At 68.7% G+C, this 21365-nt stretch carries 29 protein-coding genes; 10 read left to right on the top strand and 19 right to left on the bottom strand.

The window, feature by feature from the left end; all coding sequences use genetic code 11:
* Positions 1-74 precede the first annotated feature (74 nt).
* The 3 genes from ETAA1_RS31860 to ETAA1_RS12515 form a co-directional block, all read right to left on the bottom strand.
* Positions 75-662, bottom strand: a complete 588-nt coding sequence (locus ETAA1_RS31860; RefSeq protein ID WP_202920848.1) for a helix-turn-helix domain-containing protein — start codon at positions 660-662, stop codon at positions 75-77.
* On the bottom strand, positions 659-1477 hold the full coding sequence (locus ETAA1_RS12520) for a hypothetical protein (RefSeq protein ID WP_145238433.1): 819 nt from the start codon (positions 1475-1477) through the stop codon (positions 659-661). The genes ETAA1_RS31860 and ETAA1_RS12520 overlap by 4 nt, the downstream gene beginning before the upstream one ends.
* A gap of 475 nt (positions 1478-1952) precedes the next feature.
* Positions 1953-3035 carry a ParB N-terminal domain-containing protein gene (locus ETAA1_RS12515; RefSeq protein ID WP_145238429.1) on the bottom strand — a complete coding sequence of 361 codons (1083 nt, stop codon included), beginning with the start codon at positions 3033-3035 and terminating at the stop codon, positions 1953-1955.
* Between the two features lie 398 nt (positions 3036-3433).
* Here ETAA1_RS12515 and ETAA1_RS12510 point away from each other — a divergent pair, with 398 nt between their 5' ends.
* The 4 genes from ETAA1_RS12510 to ETAA1_RS12495 all read left to right on the top strand — a co-directional run bounded on the left by ETAA1_RS12510 (position 3434) and on the right by ETAA1_RS12495 (position 6900).
* A complete protein-coding gene (locus tag ETAA1_RS12510) occupies positions 3434-3769 on the top strand; it encodes a hypothetical protein (RefSeq protein ID WP_145238426.1) in 336 nt (111 codons plus the stop codon).
* A gap of 215 nt (positions 3770-3984) precedes the next feature.
* A complete protein-coding gene (locus tag ETAA1_RS12505; RefSeq protein WP_145238423.1) occupies positions 3985-4974 on the top strand; it encodes a hypothetical protein in 990 nt (329 codons plus the stop codon).
* Positions 4974-5627 carry a sigma-70 family RNA polymerase sigma factor gene (locus ETAA1_RS12500; protein ID WP_145238420.1) on the top strand — a complete coding sequence of 218 codons (654 nt, stop codon included), beginning with the start codon at positions 4974-4976 and terminating at the stop codon, positions 5625-5627. The genes ETAA1_RS12505 and ETAA1_RS12500 overlap by 1 nt, the downstream gene beginning before the upstream one ends.
* A 238-nt stretch (positions 5628-5865) precedes the next feature.
* Complete coding sequence (locus tag ETAA1_RS12495) at positions 5866-6900, top strand: toprim domain-containing protein (RefSeq protein ID WP_145238417.1); 1035 nt, start codon at positions 5866-5868, stop codon at positions 6898-6900.
* Between the two features lie 363 nt (positions 6901-7263).
* Here the strand turns inward: ETAA1_RS12495 and ETAA1_RS12490 are convergent, their stop codons facing one another.
* The 9 genes from ETAA1_RS12490 to ETAA1_RS12465 form a co-directional block, all read right to left on the bottom strand.
* A complete protein-coding gene (locus ETAA1_RS12490; RefSeq protein ID WP_202920847.1) occupies positions 7264-8106 on the bottom strand; it encodes a TIGR02996 domain-containing protein in 843 nt (280 codons plus the stop codon).
* 14 nt (positions 8107-8120) lie between these two features.
* Positions 8121-9449, bottom strand: a complete 1329-nt coding sequence (locus tag ETAA1_RS31855; protein WP_202920846.1) for a hypothetical protein — start codon at positions 9447-9449, stop codon at positions 8121-8123.
* Between the two features lie 133 nt (positions 9450-9582).
* Positions 9583-10053: a hypothetical protein gene (locus ETAA1_RS12485; RefSeq protein WP_145238411.1), complete on the bottom strand. Its 471-nt coding sequence runs from the start codon at positions 10051-10053 to the stop codon at positions 9583-9585.
* 231 nt (positions 10054-10284) lie between these two features.
* The gene (locus ETAA1_RS33420) at positions 10285-10413 is read right to left on the bottom strand and encodes a hypothetical protein (RefSeq protein WP_261342013.1); all 129 of its coding nucleotides are present in this window, start codon (positions 10411-10413) and stop codon (positions 10285-10287) included.
* Between the two features lie 310 nt (positions 10414-10723).
* On the bottom strand, positions 10724-11575 hold the full coding sequence (locus tag ETAA1_RS12480) for a hypothetical protein (RefSeq protein ID WP_145238408.1): 852 nt from the start codon (positions 11573-11575) through the stop codon (positions 10724-10726).
* Between the two features lie 239 nt (positions 11576-11814).
* On the bottom strand, positions 11815-12315 hold the full coding sequence (locus tag ETAA1_RS12475; RefSeq protein ID WP_145238405.1) for a hypothetical protein: 501 nt from the start codon (positions 12313-12315) through the stop codon (positions 11815-11817).
* Positions 12316-12392: 77 nt separating this feature from the next.
* The gene (locus ETAA1_RS12470) at positions 12393-12620 is read right to left on the bottom strand and encodes a hypothetical protein (protein WP_145238402.1); all 228 of its coding nucleotides are present in this window, start codon (positions 12618-12620) and stop codon (positions 12393-12395) included.
* A gap of 10 nt (positions 12621-12630) precedes the next feature.
* Positions 12631-12777 (bottom strand): hypothetical protein, encoded by a 147-nt coding sequence (locus ETAA1_RS31850; RefSeq protein WP_202920845.1) that lies wholly within the window; start codon positions 12775-12777, stop codon positions 12631-12633.
* A 55-nt stretch (positions 12778-12832) separates the two neighbouring features.
* Entirely contained in the window at positions 12833-13261 is a 429-nt protein-coding gene (locus ETAA1_RS12465; protein WP_145238399.1) for a hypothetical protein, read from the bottom strand.
* 169 nt (positions 13262-13430) lie between these two features.
* Between ETAA1_RS12465 and ETAA1_RS12460 the strand changes: the two genes are divergently transcribed.
* Positions 13431-13778 (top strand): hypothetical protein, encoded by a 348-nt coding sequence (locus ETAA1_RS12460; protein ID WP_145238397.1) that lies wholly within the window; start codon positions 13431-13433, stop codon positions 13776-13778.
* A gap of 25 nt (positions 13779-13803) precedes the next feature.
* Here the strand turns inward: ETAA1_RS12460 and ETAA1_RS12455 are convergent, their stop codons facing one another.
* From ETAA1_RS12455 to ETAA1_RS12435, 5 genes are all read right to left on the bottom strand, one after another.
* Positions 13804-14055 (bottom strand): hypothetical protein, encoded by a 252-nt coding sequence (locus ETAA1_RS12455; RefSeq protein ID WP_145238394.1) that lies wholly within the window; start codon positions 14053-14055, stop codon positions 13804-13806.
* A 26-nt stretch (positions 14056-14081) separates the two neighbouring features.
* Positions 14082-14933 carry a GP88 family protein gene (locus tag ETAA1_RS12450; RefSeq protein ID WP_145238391.1) on the bottom strand — a complete coding sequence of 284 codons (852 nt, stop codon included), beginning with the start codon at positions 14931-14933 and terminating at the stop codon, positions 14082-14084.
* 412 nt (positions 14934-15345) lie between these two features.
* Entirely contained in the window at positions 15346-16740 is a 1395-nt protein-coding gene (locus ETAA1_RS12445) for a transposase (protein WP_145233609.1), read from the bottom strand.
* 119 nt (positions 16741-16859) lie between these two features.
* On the bottom strand, positions 16860-17375 hold the full coding sequence (locus ETAA1_RS12440) for a hypothetical protein (protein WP_145238388.1): 516 nt from the start codon (positions 17373-17375) through the stop codon (positions 16860-16862).
* An 88-nt stretch (positions 17376-17463) separates the two neighbouring features.
* On the bottom strand, positions 17464-17820 hold the full coding sequence (locus tag ETAA1_RS12435) for a hypothetical protein (protein ID WP_145238385.1): 357 nt from the start codon (positions 17818-17820) through the stop codon (positions 17464-17466).
* Between the two features lie 482 nt (positions 17821-18302).
* Here ETAA1_RS12435 and ETAA1_RS12430 point away from each other — a divergent pair, with 482 nt between their 5' ends.
* The 4 genes from ETAA1_RS12430 (at position 18303) to ETAA1_RS12410 (ending at position 20253) form a co-directional block, all read left to right on the top strand.
* On the top strand, positions 18303-18674 hold the full coding sequence (locus ETAA1_RS12430) for a hypothetical protein (RefSeq protein ID WP_145238382.1): 372 nt from the start codon (positions 18303-18305) through the stop codon (positions 18672-18674).
* Between the two features lie 138 nt (positions 18675-18812).
* Positions 18813-19499, top strand: coding sequence for a hypothetical protein (locus ETAA1_RS12420; RefSeq protein WP_145238379.1), 687 nt, complete (start codon positions 18813-18815; stop codon positions 19497-19499).
* A gap of 178 nt (positions 19500-19677) precedes the next feature.
* Positions 19678-20004 (top strand): hypothetical protein, encoded by a 327-nt coding sequence (locus tag ETAA1_RS12415; protein ID WP_145238376.1) that lies wholly within the window; start codon positions 19678-19680, stop codon positions 20002-20004.
* Between the two features lie 9 nt (positions 20005-20013).
* A complete protein-coding gene (locus tag ETAA1_RS12410; RefSeq protein WP_145238373.1) occupies positions 20014-20253 on the top strand; it encodes a hypothetical protein in 240 nt (79 codons plus the stop codon).
* Positions 20254-20277: 24 nt separating this feature from the next.
* Here the strand turns inward: ETAA1_RS12410 and ETAA1_RS12405 are convergent, their stop codons facing one another.
* Both ETAA1_RS12405 and ETAA1_RS12400 read right to left on the bottom strand, forming a co-directional pair.
* Positions 20278-20577 (bottom strand): hypothetical protein, encoded by a 300-nt coding sequence (locus ETAA1_RS12405; protein ID WP_145238370.1) that lies wholly within the window; start codon positions 20575-20577, stop codon positions 20278-20280.
* Complete coding sequence (locus ETAA1_RS12400; RefSeq protein ID WP_145238367.1) at positions 20574-20759, bottom strand: hypothetical protein; 186 nt, start codon at positions 20757-20759, stop codon at positions 20574-20576. The genes ETAA1_RS12405 and ETAA1_RS12400 overlap by 4 nt, the downstream gene beginning before the upstream one ends.
* Before the next feature lie 210 nt (positions 20760-20969).
* Here ETAA1_RS12400 and ETAA1_RS12395 point away from each other — a divergent pair, with 210 nt between their 5' ends.
* On the top strand, positions 20970-21350 hold the full coding sequence (locus ETAA1_RS12395; protein WP_145238364.1) for a hypothetical protein: 381 nt from the start codon (positions 20970-20972) through the stop codon (positions 21348-21350).
* Positions 21351-21365 lie beyond the last annotated feature (15 nt).

The following is a 21365-nucleotide window of genomic DNA, read 5'->3' as shown; positions in this document are numbered from 1 at the left end:
TTGCGGCGGCTTTTCATTGACTGGCTTGCTCACTTCTGGTTGCTGCACACCTTGGTTGCTGCTGTGGTTGCTGTTCATCGGCGCCCACTCCGACCCTTCGCCTCGAACGCCTCCACGTCCTCCAGCTTGAAGCGGAGAACCTGCCCCCGGCGGAACTCCTTCAGCAGGCCCTCAGACCTCCACCGGGACACCGTCCGAGTCGAGACCTGAAGGCGGTCTGCAACCTCCTGCTTGGTGAGGAAGTCGCTCGCAGCCTGGGCCGCAGCCCTTGAAGGCGCCGGTGACGGGTTAGTCTTCGGCGGGGTTGCCGCCTTCCAGCGCAGGTTCCCTTGCTTGTACGGGAGAGCCTTGGCCTTGCGGACGACCCGGTGAGCAGGCGAGGGGGCTCGACCGACCTCCATCAGGAAGTTGTCGAAGTCGAACCGCATGTCGCCCCCGAAGTCGATGACGGGGACGAGCAGGGGCTGCAACCGCTGCCATTCGGCCCACTCGACCGGGCGCTCGGACGCCCAGGCTTGCTCCCGACGTGCCCGCTCCGCGTCAGCCGCCGCCTGTGCCCGGGTCGCTCGTTCCTTCTCGGCCCGACCCTCCGGGCTCGCCGTCCACGCCGCAGACTCGGCGTCCTCCTCGGCGTGGAGCAAGTCCTCCTTCACTCGGCTCATGCTGACGCCCTCTTGGCCCTGCTTCGAGACGAGCGGTCGGCCGAGGAGATGAGGGTCTGCACCCGCTTCCCCGTCAACGACCCGCTCTTGCTCCGGTAGAGGGCCTCGGCCACGGCTGTCACCGCCGCCCACCGCCGCCGCAACAGCCGCTCGGCCCACCGCTCGGCGCGGACGACTTCCGCCAGCACCTCGGCCGGGGCGACCTCGGGCGGGGTGATGGGGCCGGTGGGCCGGAACGACATCTCGCTGTCTTCCTCGTCGCCCAACATCTCGAACTCGTCAGCCGACGGGTCGCCCTCGCGGACGGCGACGAACGGCCCGGTCACCCAGTAGAAGTCGGCCCGGCCGTGCTGGTGCAGGATGTCGGCCCGTACACGCCGCTCGTCCCACCTCCCGGCGTCGTGCAACGTCAACCGGCGGCACACCTCCCGGGCGAGGAACCAGGCCTCGGCCGTGTCGCACCTCGCCGCCTCGTCCCCGGTCTCGCCGCGGCGGATGCGGGCGCTCAGCAAGCGCCACGACACCTCCCAGTCGCCCGGGTCAAGTCGGTCGGCCCAGCGCGAGCGGGTGTACATCGACTCCTCGGCCTCGTGGAGGAACTCGGCCAGCGGACCGGCCACGAGGTGGACGAGCTCCCGCCGGACCTGGGCGATGGACTGGCCCTCGGCCCAGTCCAGCCACCTCACCCCGCCGGACGAGTCCTCGCGGATGTAAACCTCCTCCGGCCGGCACCCGAGGCCCATCCCGGCGACCACATGGCCGGCCTCGTGGTAAGCGGTGTCCATCGCCGTATCCGAACAAGCGTACTTGAGCATGATGCTCTCCAGGTAGGGGGATGAAGGCGCGCAGCGGGGCACGTCGGCCCATGGGCCTCGTGGATGACCTCGCTGCTCAAGTTCTGTCAGATGCCCCTGTGGCGCCAGGGCCGATGCTACCACCGACGATGGAGGTCGGGCCGAGGACTCACCCTGCGCGGGGACGGCCCGCGACGGCTGCGACGAGCCGGAGTGTGGACTTCAGGCTCGAACCGGAGGGCGTTGGGTGGATTCGTACGGGTAGTCGCCGTCCGTATCAGACCACGGTTTCCGCATCTGTCAATACGTTGAAATAAAAGGTGGGCCGAGGACGAGAAACTCGTGATTAGATGCGTTGAATAACGGGGCCGAAATCGGTCCTAACCGATTACATTTATAAGCATTGCGGCTCGGAGCTGTCGCCCAACACGCCATCGGCCCGTCGAGCGGTGGCGGGCATCACCATGCCAATCGTGATGTATTCGGTGCCGCCACGTCACGACCCAATACTTTCTTCTCTTCGCGCCGGCCGGTCGAGCTGCGCCCGTCCGAACGCCTCAAGGAACCGGGCGAACTTCTCCTCCGCCTGCGCCTGTACTGCCGGGGGGAACGACAACGACCGCGGGTCGGACCGACAGTCCTTCAACCCCCACGACTTCTCCCCGGTGTCGGCAACCCGGACGACCAAGCGGATTCCGAATGGGTGAAGCACCCTCCGGTTGAGCTCGAACAGCAGCCCGCTGTCAATCATGAAGTCGATGTCCAACGGGTCCGTCGCCCAGTCCCGGGTCCGTGCCGCGGGCGCGGGCGGGGCAACATCGACGGGTGGTCCGCTCGGTGGGGCCGACACGAGCTCGGGCGCGGCGTCGTGAATCGGCGGGGCAGGGTCGGCCGGTCCCTCAACCACCGGAGTGGATGGGACTTCGGGTCGCTGGTCCGTATTGGGTGAGTTCGAGACGGACGCACCGCTGGTGTTTGGTATCGCCGTCTTTGCTTGACCCGTCGCCATCGTGTAGGTGGTGCCCTTCCGGCGCACAACCCTCATCTGCGGAATTTCCGCGGATGGCTTCTGCGGATTTTCCGCGGATAGCTCCTTACGGAGTGTGGCTACCGTCTTGTCGTTCAGCCCGCTCAGACGGCCAATCTCCCGGTCGCCCCACGCCCCCCACTCCGGGCTCCTGAGCAGGAGGGTGGCGACTTGCTTGCGGTCGGCTTTGGTCGCAGCCAGCCCGTGCTTCAGGTTGGCCTGGGCGGCGTACAAGAAGGCGTCCGCCTCGCTTCCCTCGTGAATCTCCGAGACGAGCTTGTCCCGCCCGGCCACCTTCGCGGCCTCGACCCGATGCCACCCGTCGGCCAGCCAGAGCACGCCGTCCGGGTCGCGGAAGACCACCACCGGGCTGAAGCTCTGGTCGTCGGCCAGTACCTCCGCGTACCGCGTGATTGTGTCCGGGCAGGGCTTCACCCGGACCCGGGCGGAGACTTCCATCCGGAGTTCCGCCAAGAAGAGGTACCCACGGACGGGCAGGACCGCTCGGCCCGCCGGTTCTCGGCCGCTGATGGTCTCGCTCCTCTTCGGCATTCTCTCTCCTTGGACGGGGGCCACGGGGTGTCCGTAGACCCCTGTATCAGACCACGGGTTGTGAATCTGTCAATGGGGGTGGAAACGACTTCTCCGCTCGCGTCGACGCGAGTCAGCTGCGACGCTCGCGGTCGATTTAGCCGCGGGAGCTAGTTGACAGACCTCAAAGTCAGGTTACCATCAGGCGAAACCTCGACGAACGAGCCCTGCCGCAATCGGCCGGTCGGCTCGATTCGGGTCAACAACCACACCAGCACCTCGTAGGCCCTCGGGGCCGTGCGCTCCAGCGGAACAACGCCGCCTGGGCCGGGGTGCGCAACTACTGGAGGGACAAGAGCTTGAGGACGAGCGCGAGGGAGAATGAGCAGGAAGTTCAGGCTGTGGACGCCGAGCGGACCGTGTTCGAGGTCCTGCTGCGGGCCGGCATCGACATGGTCGAGGCCGACTACGACGCCATGCACGACGACTTGGACCTCCTCCGGGTCGCCATGTTCAAGGGCGGCGTCGAGGTCGAGAACGAGTCGCTCGTGGCAAAGGTGTGGTGCGAGACGAAGTCCTACCTCGCCGCGGTCCTGCCGGACGGGTGGGACATCGAGGCCGGGAGCTACGGGCAGGTCCGGCTGTTCACCGCGAGCGGCTACGCCACCTTCCACCACGTCGAGCGGACCGAGGAGTACCTGCCGTTCACCCGCGGGATTCCGGGCGCCGACGTGCCCGACCGCGACCGGTGGTGACCCCCACCCTTCGACTGACCAAGACCTAGCTGGACAGAAGTTGACCGTAGGCGTCGTGCAGCGGGGCCGGCGTTCCCGGCTGCGCGCGGACGAATCGGACCCGGCTAACACTCACGCCAACGACTTGACCATCGAGCGGGTCAACATCGACCCAACGGGCGGGTGCGCGCCGTGACGGCGCAGACCGCCCCCTTAACCCCTTACCAGGAGACACTTTGACGACCGACGACCGGGACGCCGCCCTGCTGGAGTCCCTGGAGCACAAGCAGCAACTCATCCGGGACAGGGTCCAGGGCGTGGCCGAGGGGTATCAGACCGGGTTTTACTTGTGGGGTGAGGGCGGCACCTCCAAGAGCTACACGGTCGAGCAGACCCTCCAGCAACTGGGCACGCCCTACAAGCTGACGAACAGCCGGTTGACGGGCAAGGGCCTGTTCAAGCTCCTTCGGGACTTCCCCGACGCCGTCCACGTCATCGAGGACGCCGAGGCCATGTTCGCGGACAAGACCACGTCCGGCGTTCTGCGGTCGGCCCTCTGGGGGCAGGTCGGCCGGGACGGTAAGCAGGAGAGGCTGGTGTGCTGGCAGACCGGCCCCCTCCGCGACGAGTTCGTCTTCACCGGCGGCATCATCCTGGTGGCCAACTGCGGGCTCGACGACCTCCCGCAGCTGCGGGCCATCAAGACCCGCGTTCCGTGCTTGCAGTATCTCCCTACCAACGAAGAGGTTGCGGCGCTGATGCGGGTCATCGCCCGGAAGGGGCACGACCACGGGCCATACGCGCTGTCGCCGGACGAGTGCTCGGAGGTGGCCGAGGAAATCATCGCTCGGTCGAGTCGGCTGCGGCGGAACCTCGACCTGCGCCTGTTGGTCAACACGTTCAAGGACCGCATCCAGTTCGAGAACGGGTCGTCGGTGACACACTGGCTCGACCTGCTGGAGAGCCGGATGAAGGAGCGGGTGGTTGCTCCGCTGGGCGGCTTCGGTGTCCGCGCGCAGAGGAACGCCCAGGAGGTCGAGGTGGCCGGCCGCATCGCCCATCTGCCGGCGCCGGAGCGACTTGTGGCATGGCAGGCCGAGACGGGGAAGTCCCGGGCTGAGCTGTACAGGGCCTTGGCCCTGGTCGGGACGGCCGCGTCTCAGCTGTCTCAAGTGTCTCAGCTGTCGGCCGGTGAGACGGAGGCCGGGACGAGCGTGTCAGCTTGATGAGCCAGACGAACCATGCGTCGGCCGCGGCGAGGAAGCGGCTGTACCGGGAGTTTGCAGACTACTACTCGGCCGAGCGGTGTCGGTGGGCGCCACCCAACCCCCTGCGGTTGTTCAACCTCGCCTTCAAGACGGTCTACCCCCGGTTCCGCGACCGCCTCACCGAGGAGGAGTTCGTCGAGGCGATGTACACGACCCTCGGCTTCCCTGGGTCGCGGCCGCGGGGACTGTTTCGGACGTTCGACCCTGCCAAGTGCCACGACCGGCTCCCGCTGGGGGGCCACTTCGCCAACCTGTTCAAGGCCCAGCTGGAGTACCGGGTCCTCGACCGGCTCCGGCGGGAGGCCAAGCGGCGGCGCAGAAGGGTTCGCCGGGAGGAACTCACGCCCGGGGCCGAGCGGCGGCTCCGGCGGGACGGGGGGAGCCCCTACGACCGGGTCGAGCGGGAGTGGGTCGACGCCCTCCCCGAGGCCCTCGGTCGACTCGCCCCTGACGAGTTCGTCGTGGTCCGGATGACGTACTGGGAGCGGTACTCGCTCCGGGAGGTGGCGGTCGCGTTGGGGCTCGACCGGGGGACCGTCCGCCGCCGGCACAACGCGGCCATCGCAATGCTGCGGGCGTTCTACGGGGTGAGCCGGAAAATCGCCGGGTAGCGGGATTTCGTGCCGCCAGTTGAGCCAGTTGGGAACGATTACCCTTTCAGTAGATGATTCGGAGCGACCGGCATGGGCCGGCTCGCCACGGGAGGTCAAACTCGCCAAACGAGGCCGACCGACAGGCTACACGTCCTTGCGGGTAAGGCGGAAGGAAGGGTGGGGGCTGTCGCGGGGTGGCCCGCCCCTCGCCTCTCCTCCCCTCTTCCCGCCTTACCAGCGGAGCAACAGGAGCTAGATGGAGAACTGGAACGCGGCCAACAACGAGTTGTCCGCTGCCGTGCTGGCGTCCGGCCGACTGGACGAGTTGCTGGCCGAGCTCGGGTGCGAGGTGAAGGGCTACCCGGGCGGGGACCGCTTCCGGGGCCGGTGCCCGGTCCACAAGGGGGCGGACACGAACTTCGTGGTGGGGACCGACGGGGAGAAGTTCCCCGTCTACTGGGCCTGCCACTCCCACAGGTGTCACAAGGCCGCGAAGCTGAAGGGGAACCTCCTGGGGCTGGTCCGAGGGGCGCTGACGGGCGACCCCGACCGGCCGGCGACGATGGCCAAGGCCGTCGCCTTCGTCGAGGACTTCCTCGCCCGCGAGGGCGACCGCCCCACGGCCGTCCGCCAACCCGCTGAGCGGCCGACGCGGCCGACCCTGTCGCTGACCCGTGCGGAAGTCCGGCGGCGGCTCCTCCTCCCCTCCCCGTACTTCCTGAGCCGGGGGTTCTCGCCCGCCGTGCTCGACCGCTACGACATCGGGGAGTCCCGGAGGTACGGGTGGGCGGTAGCCCCCGTGTACGACGACCGCGGCCACGCCTGCGTCGGCGCCGTCTACCGCTCGACGAAGCCGCCCTGCGGCACTTGCTCGAAGTGCCACCACCCGGCCGACAGCTGCGCGCGGGGGGAGCCCAGGTGGTGGTTCCCCCAGGGCTTTCCGAAGGGCGACTACCTGTTCAACTACGCCGCGGCCGTCCGGTCCGTCAGCCCGTTCGTCCTGCTGGTCGAGGGCGTCACGGACGTGCTCCGCGCGGCCGAGGCGGGCGTCGTCGCTGTCGCCGGGTTCGGGACCGACCTTTCCGTGCCGCAGGCACTCAAGCTCGCCGTCCTGAACAAGCCCGTTGTGGTGGCGTTCGACAACGACCCGGCCGGCACCCGCGCCGCCGCGTCGATTGTGACCTTGCTCCGTCGGGAAGGCGTCAGCGCGACCGTCCGGCATCCGCCGAGTGGGTACAAGGACGTGGGCGAGATTCCGGCCGCGGAGGTGACGAGGTGGCTCGCGGCTTGACCCTCGCCGCCCGGGGTTTCTACTCAAAGTTCTTGTCAATGATTTGACATCTCTTCGCGGTCGGCTGTGACACAAGCCCTTCAGGACAAACGGTATCTGGCATGGGGCGGCGCAGGCTGGACCCCTCTCCTGCTCACAACACACGATGGAGGCGATGAACAACCACATCGGCTGGCGTCGACTCGGCGCCGGCCACTACACGACCACCGACGGCCGGTGGGCGGTGCGAAGCTGGATGAAGAACCAGTGGTGGCTCTTCAAGGAGGGAACACTCTGGGGCGGCTGGCGCGAGGAGCGCGGGTGGCGGCGGTACGAGCCGTTCAGGACGATGCGGGAGGCGAGGGCGGCAGTGAACGTCGAGCTTCACGGGTCGCCCGGCATCCGGAAGTCCGCCCGCGACCCGAACGACTCTCGCAAAGCACCCTCGCTCTCCCTGCTGAACCGGTTGACCCCGAGCCGGACGTAGGCCAGCCGGGACAATACCGGAGACGACATGAGCGTGTCCGCCCCCGCATCGGAGAGGTCGTTGTTCCACAGGTCGAGGGCGGTCAGCCGCGTCAGGCGCGGCGAGCCTGCAATCGCAGCCAGCCCGCCGTCCCCGATGCGGCAGTGGGTCAGGTCGAGCTCCTCCAGGTTGCACAGATGCGGGCACCGCGCGAGGTACGCGGCCCCGGCTGGGCCGATGGCCTTGTGTGCGAAGCTGGCCGACCGGAGCCTGCCGAGGTACGGACAGGCCGTCAGCTCGGGCAGGAGCGCCGTCGGCGTGCGGGAGAAGCTGACGTGGCGGACCGGGGCGCGGGCGAACATCTCGTTGGCGCTGCGTAGAAACGCGCGACCGCTCATCCCGACCTCCTCAACGAACCCCCGCCGGAAGCCGACGTACTCCACGAGCGAAGACACGCCTCCATCCCAATCCCAGCCCCGCAGCCGAACCAGTTCTTGGTCCTGCTCCTCCAGTGCCGGGTCGAGATTCCCCTCGAAGCGGAACTCGCGGTCGGAGATGCACAGCATCGAGCGGGCTCGGGCGACCAGCTGGTACGGGTGGGGGTGGGCGGCGAGGAGACGGGCGAGCTGGCACTCGATGCGGACGAAGTCAGCCCGGTCCGGGCGGTTATAGTCGTCCCACCAGTCGGCAAGAACGAGGCGCGGCGTCTCGTCGTCCGGGGCAGCGACGACCGCGGCGAGCAGGGCGGTTTCGTCCGTCACAGAGGCCTCCCTGCTCAGTGCCGCAGGTACTCGGACACCCGCTCGTCGCTGTCCAGCCAGTCGGGCGGGACCGGTTCGACGGCCGTCAACCGGCACGCCTGCCCGTCCTGGTCCCAGGTCAGCCGGAGCGTCGTCCAGGATTCCCCCTCGATGAAGTCGTACTCCCACACCTCCGACCACTCGTAACGCTTCCCCACCTTCCGCGACCACTGCCGGACGAAGTCCGGCGACCCGACGAGCCCGAGCACGTCCGCCGCGGCCATCCCCGGCTGCACATCCGCCGCCCGGTCGCGCCGGTCCGCGAGGAGTTCGGGCATGTGCATCCGCTCCCGCGAGACGCCGAACTCACCGGCACCGAAGTAGTAGGTCGGGAAGCCTCGCGGGACTTCACCGAGCAATTTCAGGGCGTGGTGGACGACCGGCCGGAACATCTGCCCGTCCAGGGACCAGTGCCGGCGCAACGCGGTCGAACTCGTGGAGTACGACATCCAGTCGACGGCCTCCCACGCGCGTAGGTACGGGACGCACTCCCGGAGCCGGTGAACGCCGACGAGGTGGATGGCGGCTCGAACCCGGAAGGTGTCGGGGAGCAGCGGGTCCTCGGCGTAGTTCTCAGCCACCCGTCTGCTGATGAGAGCGCGGACCTCCTCCATCCGGAGGGTCATGCCCGCCAAGAACTGAACGACCAGCCTCCTCTCCTCGTCGGTCGCTGCCCGGTGGAGTTCGGGAGGAACCTGCCCCTCCCCCGTGTACGGCACCCCCTTGCCGAGGTCGATGACCAGTCGCTCCCCCCAGGCCGTCCGCCACGAGAAGTACGGCGCGCTGTCGTGCTCGAAGAAGAACCGCCACGAGTCGCCCGCCCAGTACACCCCGGCGGTGGAGAAGGACGCCCGATGGAGTACCCAGTCGACGCCCTCTCGCGCTTTGGGCTTCTCATCTTCGTCTGGCTCGTCGCGGTCCCAGTCGGCCCCGGCGATGCGGACCCGAGCTCGGTCCCGACCGTCCGGCCCGACGGCGATGACCTCGGGCGCGAACCCGTGAGTGCGGATGACGGCCCACCCGGCCGGAGAGACCACGACTTCATGGGGCGAGTTTTCCCGCAGCGGTTGCCACCGCTCCCAGATGACGCCCATTCCGTCCGGGCTCGTCCGGTCCGCCGCGCGGTTGTCGAGCAGCCGGTATCGGAAGTTCCGCTGGTGCTGGCGGTACTTGGCGGGGAACTCGTCCATCGGCATCCGCCCGTCACGGTACGGAATAGTTCCGTTGTGCGGCGACCGGGCTTCGAGTGTGTACCGGCCGTCCTCGGACGTGGCCTCGCAGTCCGGGTAGTAGATGGCAGTCACGCCAGCCCTCCAGCGGTCGGTCCCGGCGCCCTGTGTCACCCCGGCCACGGCACTGTAGCCGATGCTGGCACTCGCGTCAGGCCCTCCGCGTCGGCTTGACGCGCGAGACCGGGGGGTGGGTTCACGTCACGGTTCAGAACGCCCCGTGAACCGCCAGCGCGATTAGCCACGCCCGCTCCTCGTTCGCCGCCGCCTCGGCAGGCCCCGCGGTCGTCAGCCCCTGCTTGTGGACCATCTTGCCGCTGCTGTCGAAGACCGCTTCCACCACCAGCCACCGCTCGAACGGCCGCTCCAACAGCCTTTTTCGACCCTCCACACAGACGCGCCACCCGCCGCCCCCGCGACCCCCCTCCAGCCCCCGGTAGCGGCTGACCGTGTAGGTGACGCCCGCAGGAGCGAAGTGGTCGCGGTAGGTCACGGTGAACTTGAGGTCCCCGCGCTCCCGGTCGTAGCTCACTGTCTTGAAGTCCTCGTATCCGGGGGGCAGCGTCTCGCGCAGGCGGGACTCGACCTGTTCCTTGGTCGGGTTCGGCCGTAGCACGATGACGAGGTACACGCCGAGGCCGATGACGGCGAGCCCGCCGACGAACATCGCGGCGAGCATGACGACGGCCTTCGCCGGGGGCCGGCTCCGAGTCGAGGCCGGAACTGGGACGACGAGTCGGGTCCGACACCGCGGGCAGGTCGTTCGTTGGCCGGTACGGTCGTCGTCGACGGTGTAGCGGGAGTAGCAGGTCGGGCAGCTGAACTGAATCATGGGGCACTCGATGGAGGGAACGAAGGCCCGGCCGCGCACGGGTGCCGTGGCGGGCGGGTGAGCAGGAAACAGCAGGGGTCAGTCGTCGCCCAAGATGGCGGCGAGGAGGAAGGCGATGACGAACGCCAGCGCGAAGACGACCGCGAAGAAGTCCGTCTGGAGCGCGCCAGCCAACAGGAGGACTGCGAGCACATGCGGCTCGGTCACGAAGCACCTCGGGTCGAGGGGTTCAGGGAAGTCGGGAAGCTACCGCTCGGTCCCGCATTCCGGGCAACCGTCGCGGTGGGTTTCGCAGACCGTCAGCTGACAAGCCGCGCACGTCCAGGCCGGGAAGCGCCTTCCGCAGTGGTGGCACGCGACGAAGAGCGGCCGACGGCGCGCGATGGGTGGTCGACGGTTCAGCCAGTCGGCATCGGCGCGTACGGGTGGCGGGTCCCTCATGGAGGGCCTCCTGTTGTCAGTGGTGGGAACGGGATGGAGTCGGGCCGAACGGCCCTCCTGCTGAAGGTGGTAGGCGTCAGGCGGCGAGGGCACGAAGACCCGCCAGCAACTCGCCGTCGTTACAGCCCGCGTCGTCCAGGGCGTCCGCGAGCACCCCGCACCGACCCCAGACCCGGTCGTTGAGGATGCCGCTCGTCAGTCCGAATACCGCCTCGGTCCTCCAGTCGTCCGGGATGTCCACGGTCAGCTTGCACACCGCCCGGTAGAGCAGCTTGTTCAACCACGTGGTGGTCAGGCCCCGCTTCCGCTTGCCGGGGGTGATGGACCAGCCCGCGTCCCGCAGGCTCTTCATGGCTCGGGTAATCTGGATGAGGCGCGTGGGCTGGTAGCTGTCCTCGAACGACAATGTTTCCAGGCGGGGGTCCACCGGGCCGACGCCCAGGTGCTCCTCTGGGTCCCCGTAGTCGCCGCCGTAGACCGTGATGGTGCTGGCCTTCACGTCGATGAGGTACAACCACTCCAAGTCGCCTTGGTTTCCCCACCGCAGGTTGTCGTCCAGGGCGGCGTCCCCCATGAAGACCGCCCGCGGCGCACCCGGGTCGTGTCGGTCCTCGACGTTCACCGCGTCGTGGATGGTCGTCGGCCCGAACACCCCCAGCCCGGCGAACTTCACGCTCTCGGCCCAGACGCAGGCCGGCAGGTCGAAAGCCGTGGCGTCCCGCCCCAGCCGGTGGCTCAGGTACGCCATCCGCTTGAGGAGGAAGCCCTCGCAGTAGCGGGTGGCCTCCACAAGGTCGTCGAGGATGTTGGTCGGCCCGCCGTCGCCGTGGTTGTGGAGGCGGATGGCCTTCACCGCGTCCTTGTCCCGGCCCAGAGTCTGGTGGTCGTCGGTCTGGCCGAGGACCAGAATCATCGCGCGCGTACCCATGCCGTTCTCCCTGCTGAAGGTGGTTGAGTTCAGGATGTCGAGAGGCGGAATCTTGCCGAAGTGGTTGCCGTTAGTCGCTCGGCGCGCGTACTGTTTAGCAGAGAACAGTGGGGTGGTGGGTGACTGCTCCTCCACACGATGAACAGCAAGCACGTCAGGCCGCTCAGATGGGACAGCCCACTCCGGCAACCCGGCCAAGACAAGACACCTTCGGGTGAACGCCCGGATTCCGTCTCGGCTTAGCGGTCGCAGACCAGGGCGAACTCGACTCGCGCGGGAACCTCGGTCGTGACGATGCGGCACTGGTCGCCGTCCTTGAGCTTCCGGACGTACCTGACCGTCACGAACTTGTACCTCGCCGGGCTGATGCTGACCCGCACGAGCCGCTTCTCGCCGTCGACGACCTCCTTGTCCATCGTCGCCTCGTCCAGGTGCCCCAGAACCCGGGTCACGTCCGCGAGCCTCTTCTCCTTGATGTCGATGGCGATGTCCAGGCCGTAGGTCGTCGTCCGGGCCTTGAACCCGGCCCGCTTGAGCAGGAACAGGGCCTCGGCCCACTTCTCGACCTTCTCGGCGGTCGCCTCCTCTGCCTTCTCCAGCGCGTCCGTGTACTGCTGCACCAGCCGGGCGTAATACTTCACGTTCGCCAGCGCCGAGTCCTTCTCGGACGCGACGTGCTGCCTGAGCCGGGCCTCCTTGAGCCGCCGCAACTTCGCGGGCAGGGTGGTGACGGTGTCCATGTTGGTCTCCTGGTGGGGGTGAAACGAACGAGGAGGCCGTCGCGGCCTCCTCGGCTGATGCTCGAACTCGTCGTCCGTCAGGCCCGCTCGGGGTCGCTCTCGTACGTCAGGTTGGCGGCGTTGACCCGCTCGGGCACGTTGCCCAGGCCGTCCCAGGCAATGCGGGCCAGGAGGATGTCCTTTCCCAAGCTCGTGATGTCGACAACCCGGCCCCTTGCGTACGGCAGCGGGCCGGTGAAGCAGCTGATGGACTGGAGGAACGTCCGCCGGTATTTCACGCGGGCGCCCACGGTGATGATGTTCATGGCCTTGTCCTCAATCGTGCTCGATGGCGGACACCAGGGCGACCGGCCCGTTGCGGTCGAGGTCGACTTCGAGCCCGTACCGCTTCAGCACCACCGCCGCCGGCCGCTTCACGACCCGCTCGACCGGCATCGCGTACTGGTCGCCGTCGGTCTGCATCACCAGCAACGCGACGGGCAGACCCGCGTGGAGGTGGGCGAGGGCACGCAGGAGGTCAGCGGCCGTCTACATGGCTGCTCTCCTGCTGAAGATGAGGGCACAGGCCGCGCAGGCTCTCGACGAACGCCAGCGGGTCGCCCGCAAGCCTCTCGAACGTGAACCAGTTGTTCGTGCCGCCGCAGTAGTCCGTCCGGCCCTTAACCGTCCGGTAGTAGAACTGGAGCCCGCCGCCGTACGGCACCGTCAAGCAGACGTACACGGCTTCGGTGTGCAGGATGACCTCGCCGGCCACGGCCGGCCCACCTTTGCAGGACCGAACGTCGCCCTCGACGCCCAGGTGGCCCAGGACGGCGCGGAGGACGGCCCGGCCGACGGCGTGGAACTCGGCCTTGTTCTGCGAGATGGCCCCGGCGGCGAGGCGACGGGCGACCGCCAGCAGCCGGGCGGTGTTCCGCTTCAACGTCACCGGCTTCACGACGCGCATGATGCAGACTCCGTGCGTGGCCGGACGCCACCGCCGTCGCCGGGGGGCGGTCCGTGGGATTAGGAACAGGTTGGTCAGCGGGACGGGGCGGTCGCCGAGGAGGTCCCGCCAGTCCGGCAAGTGGATGGCGGGGTGGTAGGATGGACTGCTGCCACACGAGGTAGCGGCGATGTCGTGGTATCTGACCATCCGGCCGGACCCGAACTACTCCCGGTCCACCCCACTCGGGCCGCTGGTCGAGTACCTCCGGAGCTTGCCCGAACTCATGCAGGATAAGTCGGTGGAGTTCCGGAACGCACCCGGTTCACCGTGGGTCTCCCTCGTTCTCGCGCAGGCGAGCATGACCGGGAACTACGCCGTCAGTAACGACCTACCTTCGACTATCAACGTCGTGGAAATCGTGTGCGGGGATGGTGACGAGGACTGGTACGAGGCCCTGGCCCGGCTGGTCGCCACCTTCCTCCGGTGGGAGGTCGTCGAGGAACACAGCGGACGGACCCTTCTCCCTGGCGGGTGACGACCGTCCTCCCGCATTCGGGGGGCTACCTGTCGTCCGTCCCGGCCCCGTCCAGCGGCCGAATGTCCCCCAGTCCCTCGGCCCCGGCCCCGCGGAGGATGCGGTTCACCAGGGCGCCGATGTCCCGGGCGTGGGTGATGGCCTCCTCGCACTTGTCGTCGTCCACCACGTCGTCCTCCACGACCTCGGCAACGGCCTCGCGGACCGACGCGGCCAGCTGCCAGACGAGCCGCAGGCCGGACACGACCGACGGCGGCAACCTGTTCTTCGCGGCCATGCTGCTCTCCTGCTGATGGACGTGGGCTAGATGACGCTCAAGGGGAACCGCGACTTGCCGTACCCGCTGAACCCGGCGTCCCGCAGAGCCCGCGCGGCCTTCGCGGCCTCACTCCCGGCCGGCTGCTGGCCGTGCAAGAGCAAGGCGAAGTCGTACCCGTGCTCCATCGCGTGCGTGTCGTCGTGGTCGACCTCCAGGCCCTGGTCGTCGGCCTCGACCTGGGAGTACACGACGCTGGCCGACCGGAGCCGGTGCTCCCGAATGAAGTGGTCGTGCGTCCCGCCGTGGGAGGCCGTCAGCACGAGGTTCGGAACGGCGCCCGGCTCGTACCCGTCACCGACCAGGGCGAGCCGCTGGAGCCAGAACGGGAGCGCCTTCGTGTAGGCGTAGAAGGTCGTCCTCGGCCGGGTCTGGGCGACCAACACCCAGGCGTCGAAGTAGACCTGCGAGTAGAACTCGCCGGAGTCGTGGACCCGCACCCACCCGGCGAACGGGGTCAGCGAGTCGAGGATGAGCCGGGCCATCTCCTCGGCCGACCGGCACGCCCGCAGCTGGTCGTAGTTATGCCACCGCGCCCGCCGCACCGAGGGGCGCCGCGCCTCCATCGTGGCGGCGTAACACCGGAAGCGGACGTGCTTCCCGTCCCTGATGATGCCGGTTCCGCGGTCCGACTTGCTCAGGCACTGGCGCGCGAACGGGCAGCTGTGGCCGGCGGGCAGGCTGAACGTGGTGATGGCCTGCGAGAGCTTCGCGTTGCCCTGGCCGAACTTCAACGCCAACCTCTCCTGCTCAGACTTGACTCGAACGGTGATGCTGACCTGGGAGTTCGTCTCGACACGGACATTGACCGTCGCCTTCCTGGGACGTACCTTCGCCATCGTCTTCTCCAGTGACAGCTGGGGAAAACCAGCGGGGCGGGGTGTGACAGCACCCCGCCCCGCGTAGTTGAGGTGAACCGGCCTCGTCGGCGCGTGCCTGACACGCGGACGGCGGGCGGACCCGCCGTTTCGGCCTGTGAGTTGTTCGTGGTGTCCGTTGCTGAGCAGGAAGGGCAAACGGCCCGAGACCTACGGACCGAAGACCGAATTAAAATGAACGAGACAGCGCGCGGTCAAAAACCCGCGCGAGTGGGCGCATCCCGCGCGACCGCGTGAGCAACCGGGCGACATCACGCGCGTCGGGCGAACCCGGGCCGCGTGCGGGACGCCGCCCGGCCGCATCTGGCGGACGCCTGAAAACGAAAACGGCCCGGGGTTTGACCCCCGGGCCAGGCCATTCACGGTGTGAGACTCACGGATTCCGGCTGACTTTCGCCTGACGGGTCTTCTTCCCCTCGTCGAGCAACCGGGCCGTGGAAACATGTGGGCTCTTGTCCTTGATCCGTCGGGTCGCCGTCCTCGTCGGCTTCCGGGGCGGCGCTTTCTTGATCCTCCCAAGGTCGACCTTGCCCGCCCACTCGCGGAGGTGGCCGGCCAACTCCGGGCTGGGCATCGGACCGAACGCCTCCCATTCCGACGCGGGCAGGGCGATCATCATCCCCGCGTACACCATCGCCCACTCCAGCGCCAGGTAATACCCCGACACCTCCTCCTGCACCTTCTTCTCACCATGCACCGCCCGCAGGGCCGCCTTCAGTACGGCCAGCACGTTGTACGCGGCCACCGCCACGCAGAACCCGAACAGCGCGGCCCTGGGGTACCCCAGGGTGTTCACCTCACAGTTCAAGGCGACTGTCAACTCGTGGAAGGCCCCCTCGATCTTCCACCGCTTGAGGTAGATCTCGGCCACCTTCTTGGCCGGCACCTTCGCCGGCAGGTTGGTCAGGATCTCCACCTCCGCGTCCCCGTCCGCGGTCGGCGCCCGCAGCCGCACCCGCACCTGCCGCAGGCGCACCAACCGCGCCCCACCCCAGCAGACCCAGACCCGCCGCTCGCCCACCCAGCCCCGGTCCGTCGCGACCTCGGCCCCGTACCCGGCTTCGGCCTCGACGCTCAGGTTCCCGTGGCGTCGGATGACGACGTAGGCCCGCCGGGCGGCCACCTCACACAGGAACTCCGCCGTGCAGAAGTTGCGGTCCGCGACCCACACGTCCCGCTCCCGCACCAGCGGCACAATCTGGTCGATCAGCGCCCGCTCCTGGGTGTGGGCGTCCTCGCACGGGACGATGTCGGTGACCAGCATCAGGGCCGGGTCGAGCACGACCAAACTCTGCCCGGGCAAGGGGCCGGCGGTGTGCCCCCGGGTGACGCCCAGCCGCCGCTGGGTGGCGGCCAGGTGGTTGCCGTCGAGGACCCGCACCCGGTAGCCCGGCAGCAGGCTCTTGCACCCCCCGCCCAGCGCGGTGATCAGCCCCTCGCACCGGCCCGACACGTGCGCGACCAGCCCCGCGGACACGCCCGTCTCGATGTTCCGGAGCTTGTCGTAGACGCACTTGAGGGTGACCGGGACGCGGTCCCGCAGGTGCCGGTAGGCGGCCTGGACGTGGAGGGCCTTGCCGCCGACCACCAGGGTCATCAGATCGACCGTCGTGGAGAACAGCAACTCCCGGGTGTACCCGCGCTCGGCGGTCCGGTCGAACAGCGCGTCGAGGGCCGAGGCCGAGAGGGCGTGCTCGATGGTCGCCCGGGACATCACGCTGAGCGGGCTCTCCTCTAGGAACCGCTCGAAGACCCCACCGAACAGCATGGGCGCGCCCTCTCCCTGGCTTGGCCAAGTCCCTGCCAGCGGACGGCTTACGACCGGGATGCGTCACCGTGAATGGCCTGGACCCCCGGGCCGATGCGGTTCGTGTTGTCGGTCTCTGTCTACAACTCGCCGGCCTTGACCGCGGCGGCGTGCCGGTCGGTTCGGTCGCGGTACAGCTGGGCCGCGGTTCCGCGGACGGTCTCGGGTTTTCCGAACGCACTTCCCGAAGACGGACGGACCTTTTCCGGGCCGGCGCCCTGGGCGTTCACCCGCACCGGGACGGACATGGCGTAGTGCCAGCCCGAAACGGAGAAGTGTTCCACGAGCCGCAACAGGTCCGGCACGTTCCCGATGACCTGATACGCCGACGGGGCGCCGTCGCTGATGGGCTTCCCGGCGGCGTCGTAGTGCCCGTGGTTGAACTCCACCGCGGTCGGGACGCACCCCAGCGCTTCCGCGGCCCGGACGAACGCCCGACGGACGGCGCCGGGTTTCATCCCCGGGACGGCCGGCTGGATGCGGACGATGACGCCGGCGCCGGAGATGGTGCGGACGACCTCCGCGCCGTCGTCCGTCGTCTCACGGTCGGTCAGTCGCATCGTGCGGACGATGCTGCCGCGGGGGTTGTATCGCACGAGTAGACTCCAGGGTTCCCGCGTCCGGGCTTGTGACCGGACGGCGCGTTAGTCCCGGCGGGCGTGCCGGGACCACTCCGCGGGCGGGTCACGACTGGGCTTCGGCCGGCGTCCCGTTCACGGACGGGGTCGCCCGGCCCCGCCGCTTGACCGCGTCCGGCACTTCGCCCGCGACGTACCCGAGCACGGCCCCGGTAGCGGACGCCGCGGCGGCGCCCCGCACGTCCTTGCCGGTGATGGTGCGGGCGCGGTCGTCCGACGTGTTGACCCGGACGGACAGGTTGACCCCGCCCGAGCGGGCGGCGTCCATGAACGCCCCGTCGGACAGGTCGGTCGGGACGGTGTCCCGCATGACGATGGTGCGGGTCTCGTTACCGTGCTTGACGCGGGCGGACGCCTTGACCTCGCGGGCACCGAGCAGGGCGGACATGAAGGGGTCGGACATTGTGATTCCTCCGGCCCGACCGGGTAAACCCGAGTCGGGGAGTGTGTCCCGCGTTCCCCGGGGCCGAACGTCGGCCCGCGGCTCGCGGGGGTGTCGCCCGGCCCGCGGCCTTTTCGGCCACGAGTGTTCCGGCACGACGTGGCCGGTTTCGCCGGCCGCGGCCACCGACACGTCGTCGGGGGCACTGACATATAGGGGGGTTTTTCCATTACCCGGAGGCGGGCGCCCCGGCCGTCACGGGAGCGACAGGGGAGCAGGAGCGATGGGTGTTTCGAGGTGCCCCAGTCTCACCTAAACCCAGCGGAACATCACGGGCGGCTCGACCGATGCCCCGGAGCGAGGTGCGGGGCGGCGACGGAGCCGGCCGGGCGGTGTGGTGCGACTTGAATGGGTTGGTGGTTGTACCGGGGCGGTTGAGCCGGGATGATGGCGTGCCGGCCGTCTTGCTCAAGACGGCCCCGTAGACGACCCGGGTGGCACAGATGAACTGCTTCGCCCACCAGGCCGCGCCGGCGGTCGGCATCTGCCGGGCCTGCGGGAAGGGCGTCTGCGCCGCGTGCGCGGCCGACACCGGGGCCGGGCTCGCGTGCCCGGGGGCGTGTGAGGACCGGGTCCTCCTGCTCGGCCGCATGGTGGACAGCAACGCCCGGGTGATGCGAACCGCGGACCGCCAGGTGTGGTCCTCGGGAATGCTCGGGGTCGTGATGGGCGTCCTGTTCCTGGCCCTCGCCGTCTGGACGTACAAGGAAGTGCACGTGATGCTGACCGCCTTGACGGGCGGGATGGGGCTCATCTTCCTCGGGCACGGGTTCTTCCGTCTCACGGCTGAGCGGTTTCCCCGCTCGGGCGGCTGACCCGAACTCGACCGTCTGGCGCGGTGTCAAACGCCGGCGGCGACTGGAGCCGCGTCGAGCCGCTCGTCGCGGAGCAGCTGTGCGGACGTGGGGTGAGCGTGACCGTGTACAACTTCGAGTGAGGCCAGAGGCCGTGTCATGGACGCCGCGACGTTCCGTTTGGACCTCGCCGCCTTCCTCGGCGCGGACGAGTACCGGAAGTTCGTGCGGCAGGCTCGGCAGGCCGGTCGGCTCCGGTACTGGCACGAGCGGGAGCTCAACCGGTTCTTCGACGCTCGCCCCGACCTTCGGCTGGGCGGCGACGAAATTTTCGCCGCGCTCCGAGTGTGCGAGCTCCACGGTGACGAGTTGATGGCCGGCACAGCCGAGGTCATTGGGGGGCACGTCGCCTACGCCGATGAGTACCTCCGCACCAGGCGCGACCGGTTCCCGAACGCTGCGTCCGGGCCGTTCTACACCCAGGGCGGTCGGTCTCCGGGTCCGTTCGTCGAGGTCTGGTACTGCCCCGCGTGCCGGGAAGCCGAGGCCGCGTGGCAGGAGGCCAACGGCAGTCGCTCCCGCGACCCGGTGACGGCCTCGCTCAAGCGGAGGACCACCTACCGGGAGTACGTCCTCAAGTGGCTGGGCGACGACTGGAGCAAGCTCCCGAAGCCGTTGCGGGAGCGAGCCAAGGAGCGGGAGGCCGAGGTGAGCGCGAAGCTCCGGCCCGGCGACGAGTTGTGGGAGTACGAGTTCGGGGACCGGAACTCCTTCGCATACGTCTCCGGGCTCGCAGTGGTGCGGGGCGGCGTCGTGGTCGAGCACTGGGCCGAGTGGAAGTCGTAGCCGGCCCTGCCGAGAGGATGCGACCATCGACGCGCCCGTCCCCGACGCCTGGACCCGCCGGCTCGCCGCGGCCCTCGCCGCCGCCCTCACCGAGGCCGCAGCCGACCTCCTGGGCGTCCCGGTCGTCCGACTGGCGGTCGACTGCCACCCGTGGAACGGCATCCTCCAGTTGGGCATCTTGACCGCCGCCGAGGCGGACGCCGACGGGAGACTGCTCGACCCGCGGGAGATGGCGGCGTGGGGTCGGTACTGGTACACCGACGAGCTTCCCGCCTGGACCCCGGTGGCCGAACTGGGCCAGGAGATGCGGCCGGCCTACGAGGCAGCGGCTGGGACCACGGGTGAGCATCGGGAAGTGGCCGAAGCGTACTTTCAAGCCTGTGCGAGAGCAGTGGCGAGCCCGGAGGTGGGCAAGGCCGTGGACTTGTTCGTGCGCGACCTGCGGTTCCGGCTCACCGTCACCCACCCGGACGACGGGCGGGAGTTCTACCCGCCGAGCGAGTGAGGAACGCTGATGTCAGCCGAGGAGGCGGTGCGGGCCACCGTCGCGTTCAATCAGTTGGTCGAGGTTCATCCCGCCGTCGAAGTCTGGTCAGACGACGGACAGGCCGAGGGCGGGTACTCGTACTTCTGGGTCGTCACCCGTGACGGGACCGCCGTCCGGCAGCTGGCCTACTTCAGGTGCCGGACCGGCGGTGTGGAACGGCGGTCTTACGACGAGAGCGGGGACGACCACTGGTCGATGGTCGAATGAGTAGGAAGGGTAACCCGCCGGCCGTCACCACGCCCAGCCCCGCGTAATCACGAACCCGCCGGCGCCGGCGCCCGCCAGGAACGTGTGTAGCCGGCCCAGCATGTCGTGAGTCCCCCTCGGCACGGTTCCCTGCTCAAGAGCCTGCCCGAGCAGTTCCCCGAACAGCTTCGTGCTGCGGCGGTCGAGCCCGGCGAACGCGGAAGGGCTATAACCCCGCCGCCGCACAACCTCCGCGGCAGTCTGCCAGTCCTTCTCCTGCATCTTGAACGCCTTCGGCCGATGCTCCCAGGCATTCGGCGAGAGAGTGATGCTGTACTGGCTCACCGGCCGCTCCCGGTCGGGGCCGGCACGACGACGTTCTGTCGGCCCGCCAAGTAGTCCGTCATCAACCCCCGCAGCAGGCTGACCCAGGACACATCCCGGTTCTCCCTGGCTGCGATTTTTCGAGACTCCTCTCGCATCCGCCCTACGGCGACCGGGTCCAGCGCTACCGCGTACTTCTTCATCGACTCCTCTACTCGGATTCAGGGTTCCCACTGGGTAAATACACCGGGCCGGTCCCACCACGAGGGTTTGGTGGGTCGGGCGTCCCGAGATTCTTCGAGGCTCTTGGAGTACCGCGGTGTATTGACTGACGCGCCCCCGAGGTCGGGTCAGGTCTCGGACAACTTTCCTGGTGCTTGGCCGCGGGGCGCCAACACACCCCACGAGGTTCCATGCAGCTGAAGAAGGTCCGTTTGACCTTGAACACCACTCGGTTCGTGAGCTCCGAGGCCGAGTTCGACGAAGACAAGCCAGGTAAGATGCTTGTGCTGCCGGCGGTCAGCTTCCGGAAGGCCGTCGCCCTCGCTGAGACGACCGGGTTTCGCGCTCCACGCGGGTCGTTCATGCCGTCGCACACGGTCGAGTTCGCGCGTGCCTTGAAGGAGGCCATGAGCAGGAAGGCCAAGATTGTAGCCGGCCCCCGCGGGTCGAGCGGCATCTCAGCCGAAGGGCAGCTGCGGGATTTCTTCGCCCAGCCCGCCCAGGCGCGGCTCCTGAAGCGGCTGCTGGAGTTCGTGGTCGATGGGGGGTCGCTCGACGTGAGCGACGCCTGACGAGGACGGCCGAGT

Origin of the sequence: Urbifossiella limnaea, assembly GCF_007747215.1 — a bacterium.
Classification (GTDB): Bacteria; Planctomycetota; Planctomycetia; order Gemmatales; family Gemmataceae; genus Urbifossiella; species Urbifossiella limnaea.
Note: the sequence above shows the minus strand (reverse complement) of the source record. Positions and strands in the feature narration are given on the sequence as shown.

Bases quoted from the DNA above. Each gene is read 5' to 3' on its own strand.
- ETAA1_RS12400 (WP_145238367.1), bottom strand. From the start codon at position 20,759: ATGAAGAAGTACGCGGTAGCGCTGGACCCGGTCGCCGTAGGGCGGATG.
- ETAA1_RS12430 (WP_145238382.1), top strand. From the start codon at position 18,303: ATGAACTGCTTCGCCCACCAGGCCGCGCCGGCGGTCGGCATCTGCCGG.
- ETAA1_RS12455 (WP_145238394.1), bottom strand. From the start codon at position 14,055: ATGGCCGCGAAGAACAGGTTGCCGCCGTCGGTCGTGTCCGGCCTGCGG.
- ETAA1_RS12520 (WP_145238433.1), bottom strand. From the start codon at position 1,477: ATGCTCAAGTACGCTTGTTCGGATACGGCGATGGACACCGCTTACCAC.
- ETAA1_RS12470 (WP_145238402.1), bottom strand. From the start codon at position 12,620: ATGAACATCATCACCGTGGGCGCCCGCGTGAAATACCGGCGGACGTTC.
- ETAA1_RS12465 (WP_145238399.1), bottom strand. From the start codon at position 13,261: ATGCGCGTCGTGAAGCCGGTGACGTTGAAGCGGAACACCGCCCGGCTG.
- ETAA1_RS12485 (WP_145238411.1), bottom strand. From the start codon at position 10,053: ATGCTCGCCGCGATGTTCGTCGGCGGGCTCGCCGTCATCGGCCTCGGC.
- ETAA1_RS12420 (WP_145238379.1), top strand. From the start codon at position 18,813: ATGGACGCCGCGACGTTCCGTTTGGACCTCGCCGCCTTCCTCGGCGCG.
- ETAA1_RS12445 (WP_145233609.1), bottom strand. From the start codon at position 16,740: ATGCTGTTCGGTGGGGTCTTCGAGCGGTTCCTAGAGGAGAGCCCGCTC.
- ETAA1_RS12460 (WP_145238397.1), top strand. From the start codon at position 13,431: ATGTCGTGGTATCTGACCATCCGGCCGGACCCGAACTACTCCCGGTCC.
- ETAA1_RS12435 (WP_145238385.1), bottom strand. From the start codon at position 17,820: ATGTCCGACCCCTTCATGTCCGCCCTGCTCGGTGCCCGCGAGGTCAAG.
- ETAA1_RS12395 (WP_145238364.1), top strand. From the start codon at position 20,970: ATGCAGCTGAAGAAGGTCCGTTTGACCTTGAACACCACTCGGTTCGTG.
- ETAA1_RS31850 (WP_202920845.1), bottom strand. From the start codon at position 12,777: ATGCAGACCGACGGCGACCAGTACGCGATGCCGGTCGAGCGGGTCGTG.
- ETAA1_RS12515 (WP_145238429.1), bottom strand. From the start codon at position 3,035: ATGCCGAAGAGGAGCGAGACCATCAGCGGCCGAGAACCGGCGGGCCGA.
- ETAA1_RS12480 (WP_145238408.1), bottom strand. From the start codon at position 11,575: ATGGGTACGCGCGCGATGATTCTGGTCCTCGGCCAGACCGACGACCAC.
- ETAA1_RS31860 (WP_202920848.1), bottom strand. From the start codon at position 662: ATGAGCCGAGTGAAGGAGGACTTGCTCCACGCCGAGGAGGACGCCGAG.
- ETAA1_RS12450 (WP_145238391.1), bottom strand. From the start codon at position 14,933: ATGGCGAAGGTACGTCCCAGGAAGGCGACGGTCAATGTCCGTGTCGAG.
- ETAA1_RS12410 (WP_145238373.1), top strand. From the start codon at position 20,014: ATGTCAGCCGAGGAGGCGGTGCGGGCCACCGTCGCGTTCAATCAGTTG.
- ETAA1_RS12500 (WP_145238420.1), top strand. From the start codon at position 4,974: ATGAGCCAGACGAACCATGCGTCGGCCGCGGCGAGGAAGCGGCTGTAC.
- ETAA1_RS12475 (WP_145238405.1), bottom strand. From the start codon at position 12,315: ATGGACACCGTCACCACCCTGCCCGCGAAGTTGCGGCGGCTCAAGGAG.
- ETAA1_RS12495 (WP_145238417.1), top strand. From the start codon at position 5,866: ATGGAGAACTGGAACGCGGCCAACAACGAGTTGTCCGCTGCCGTGCTG.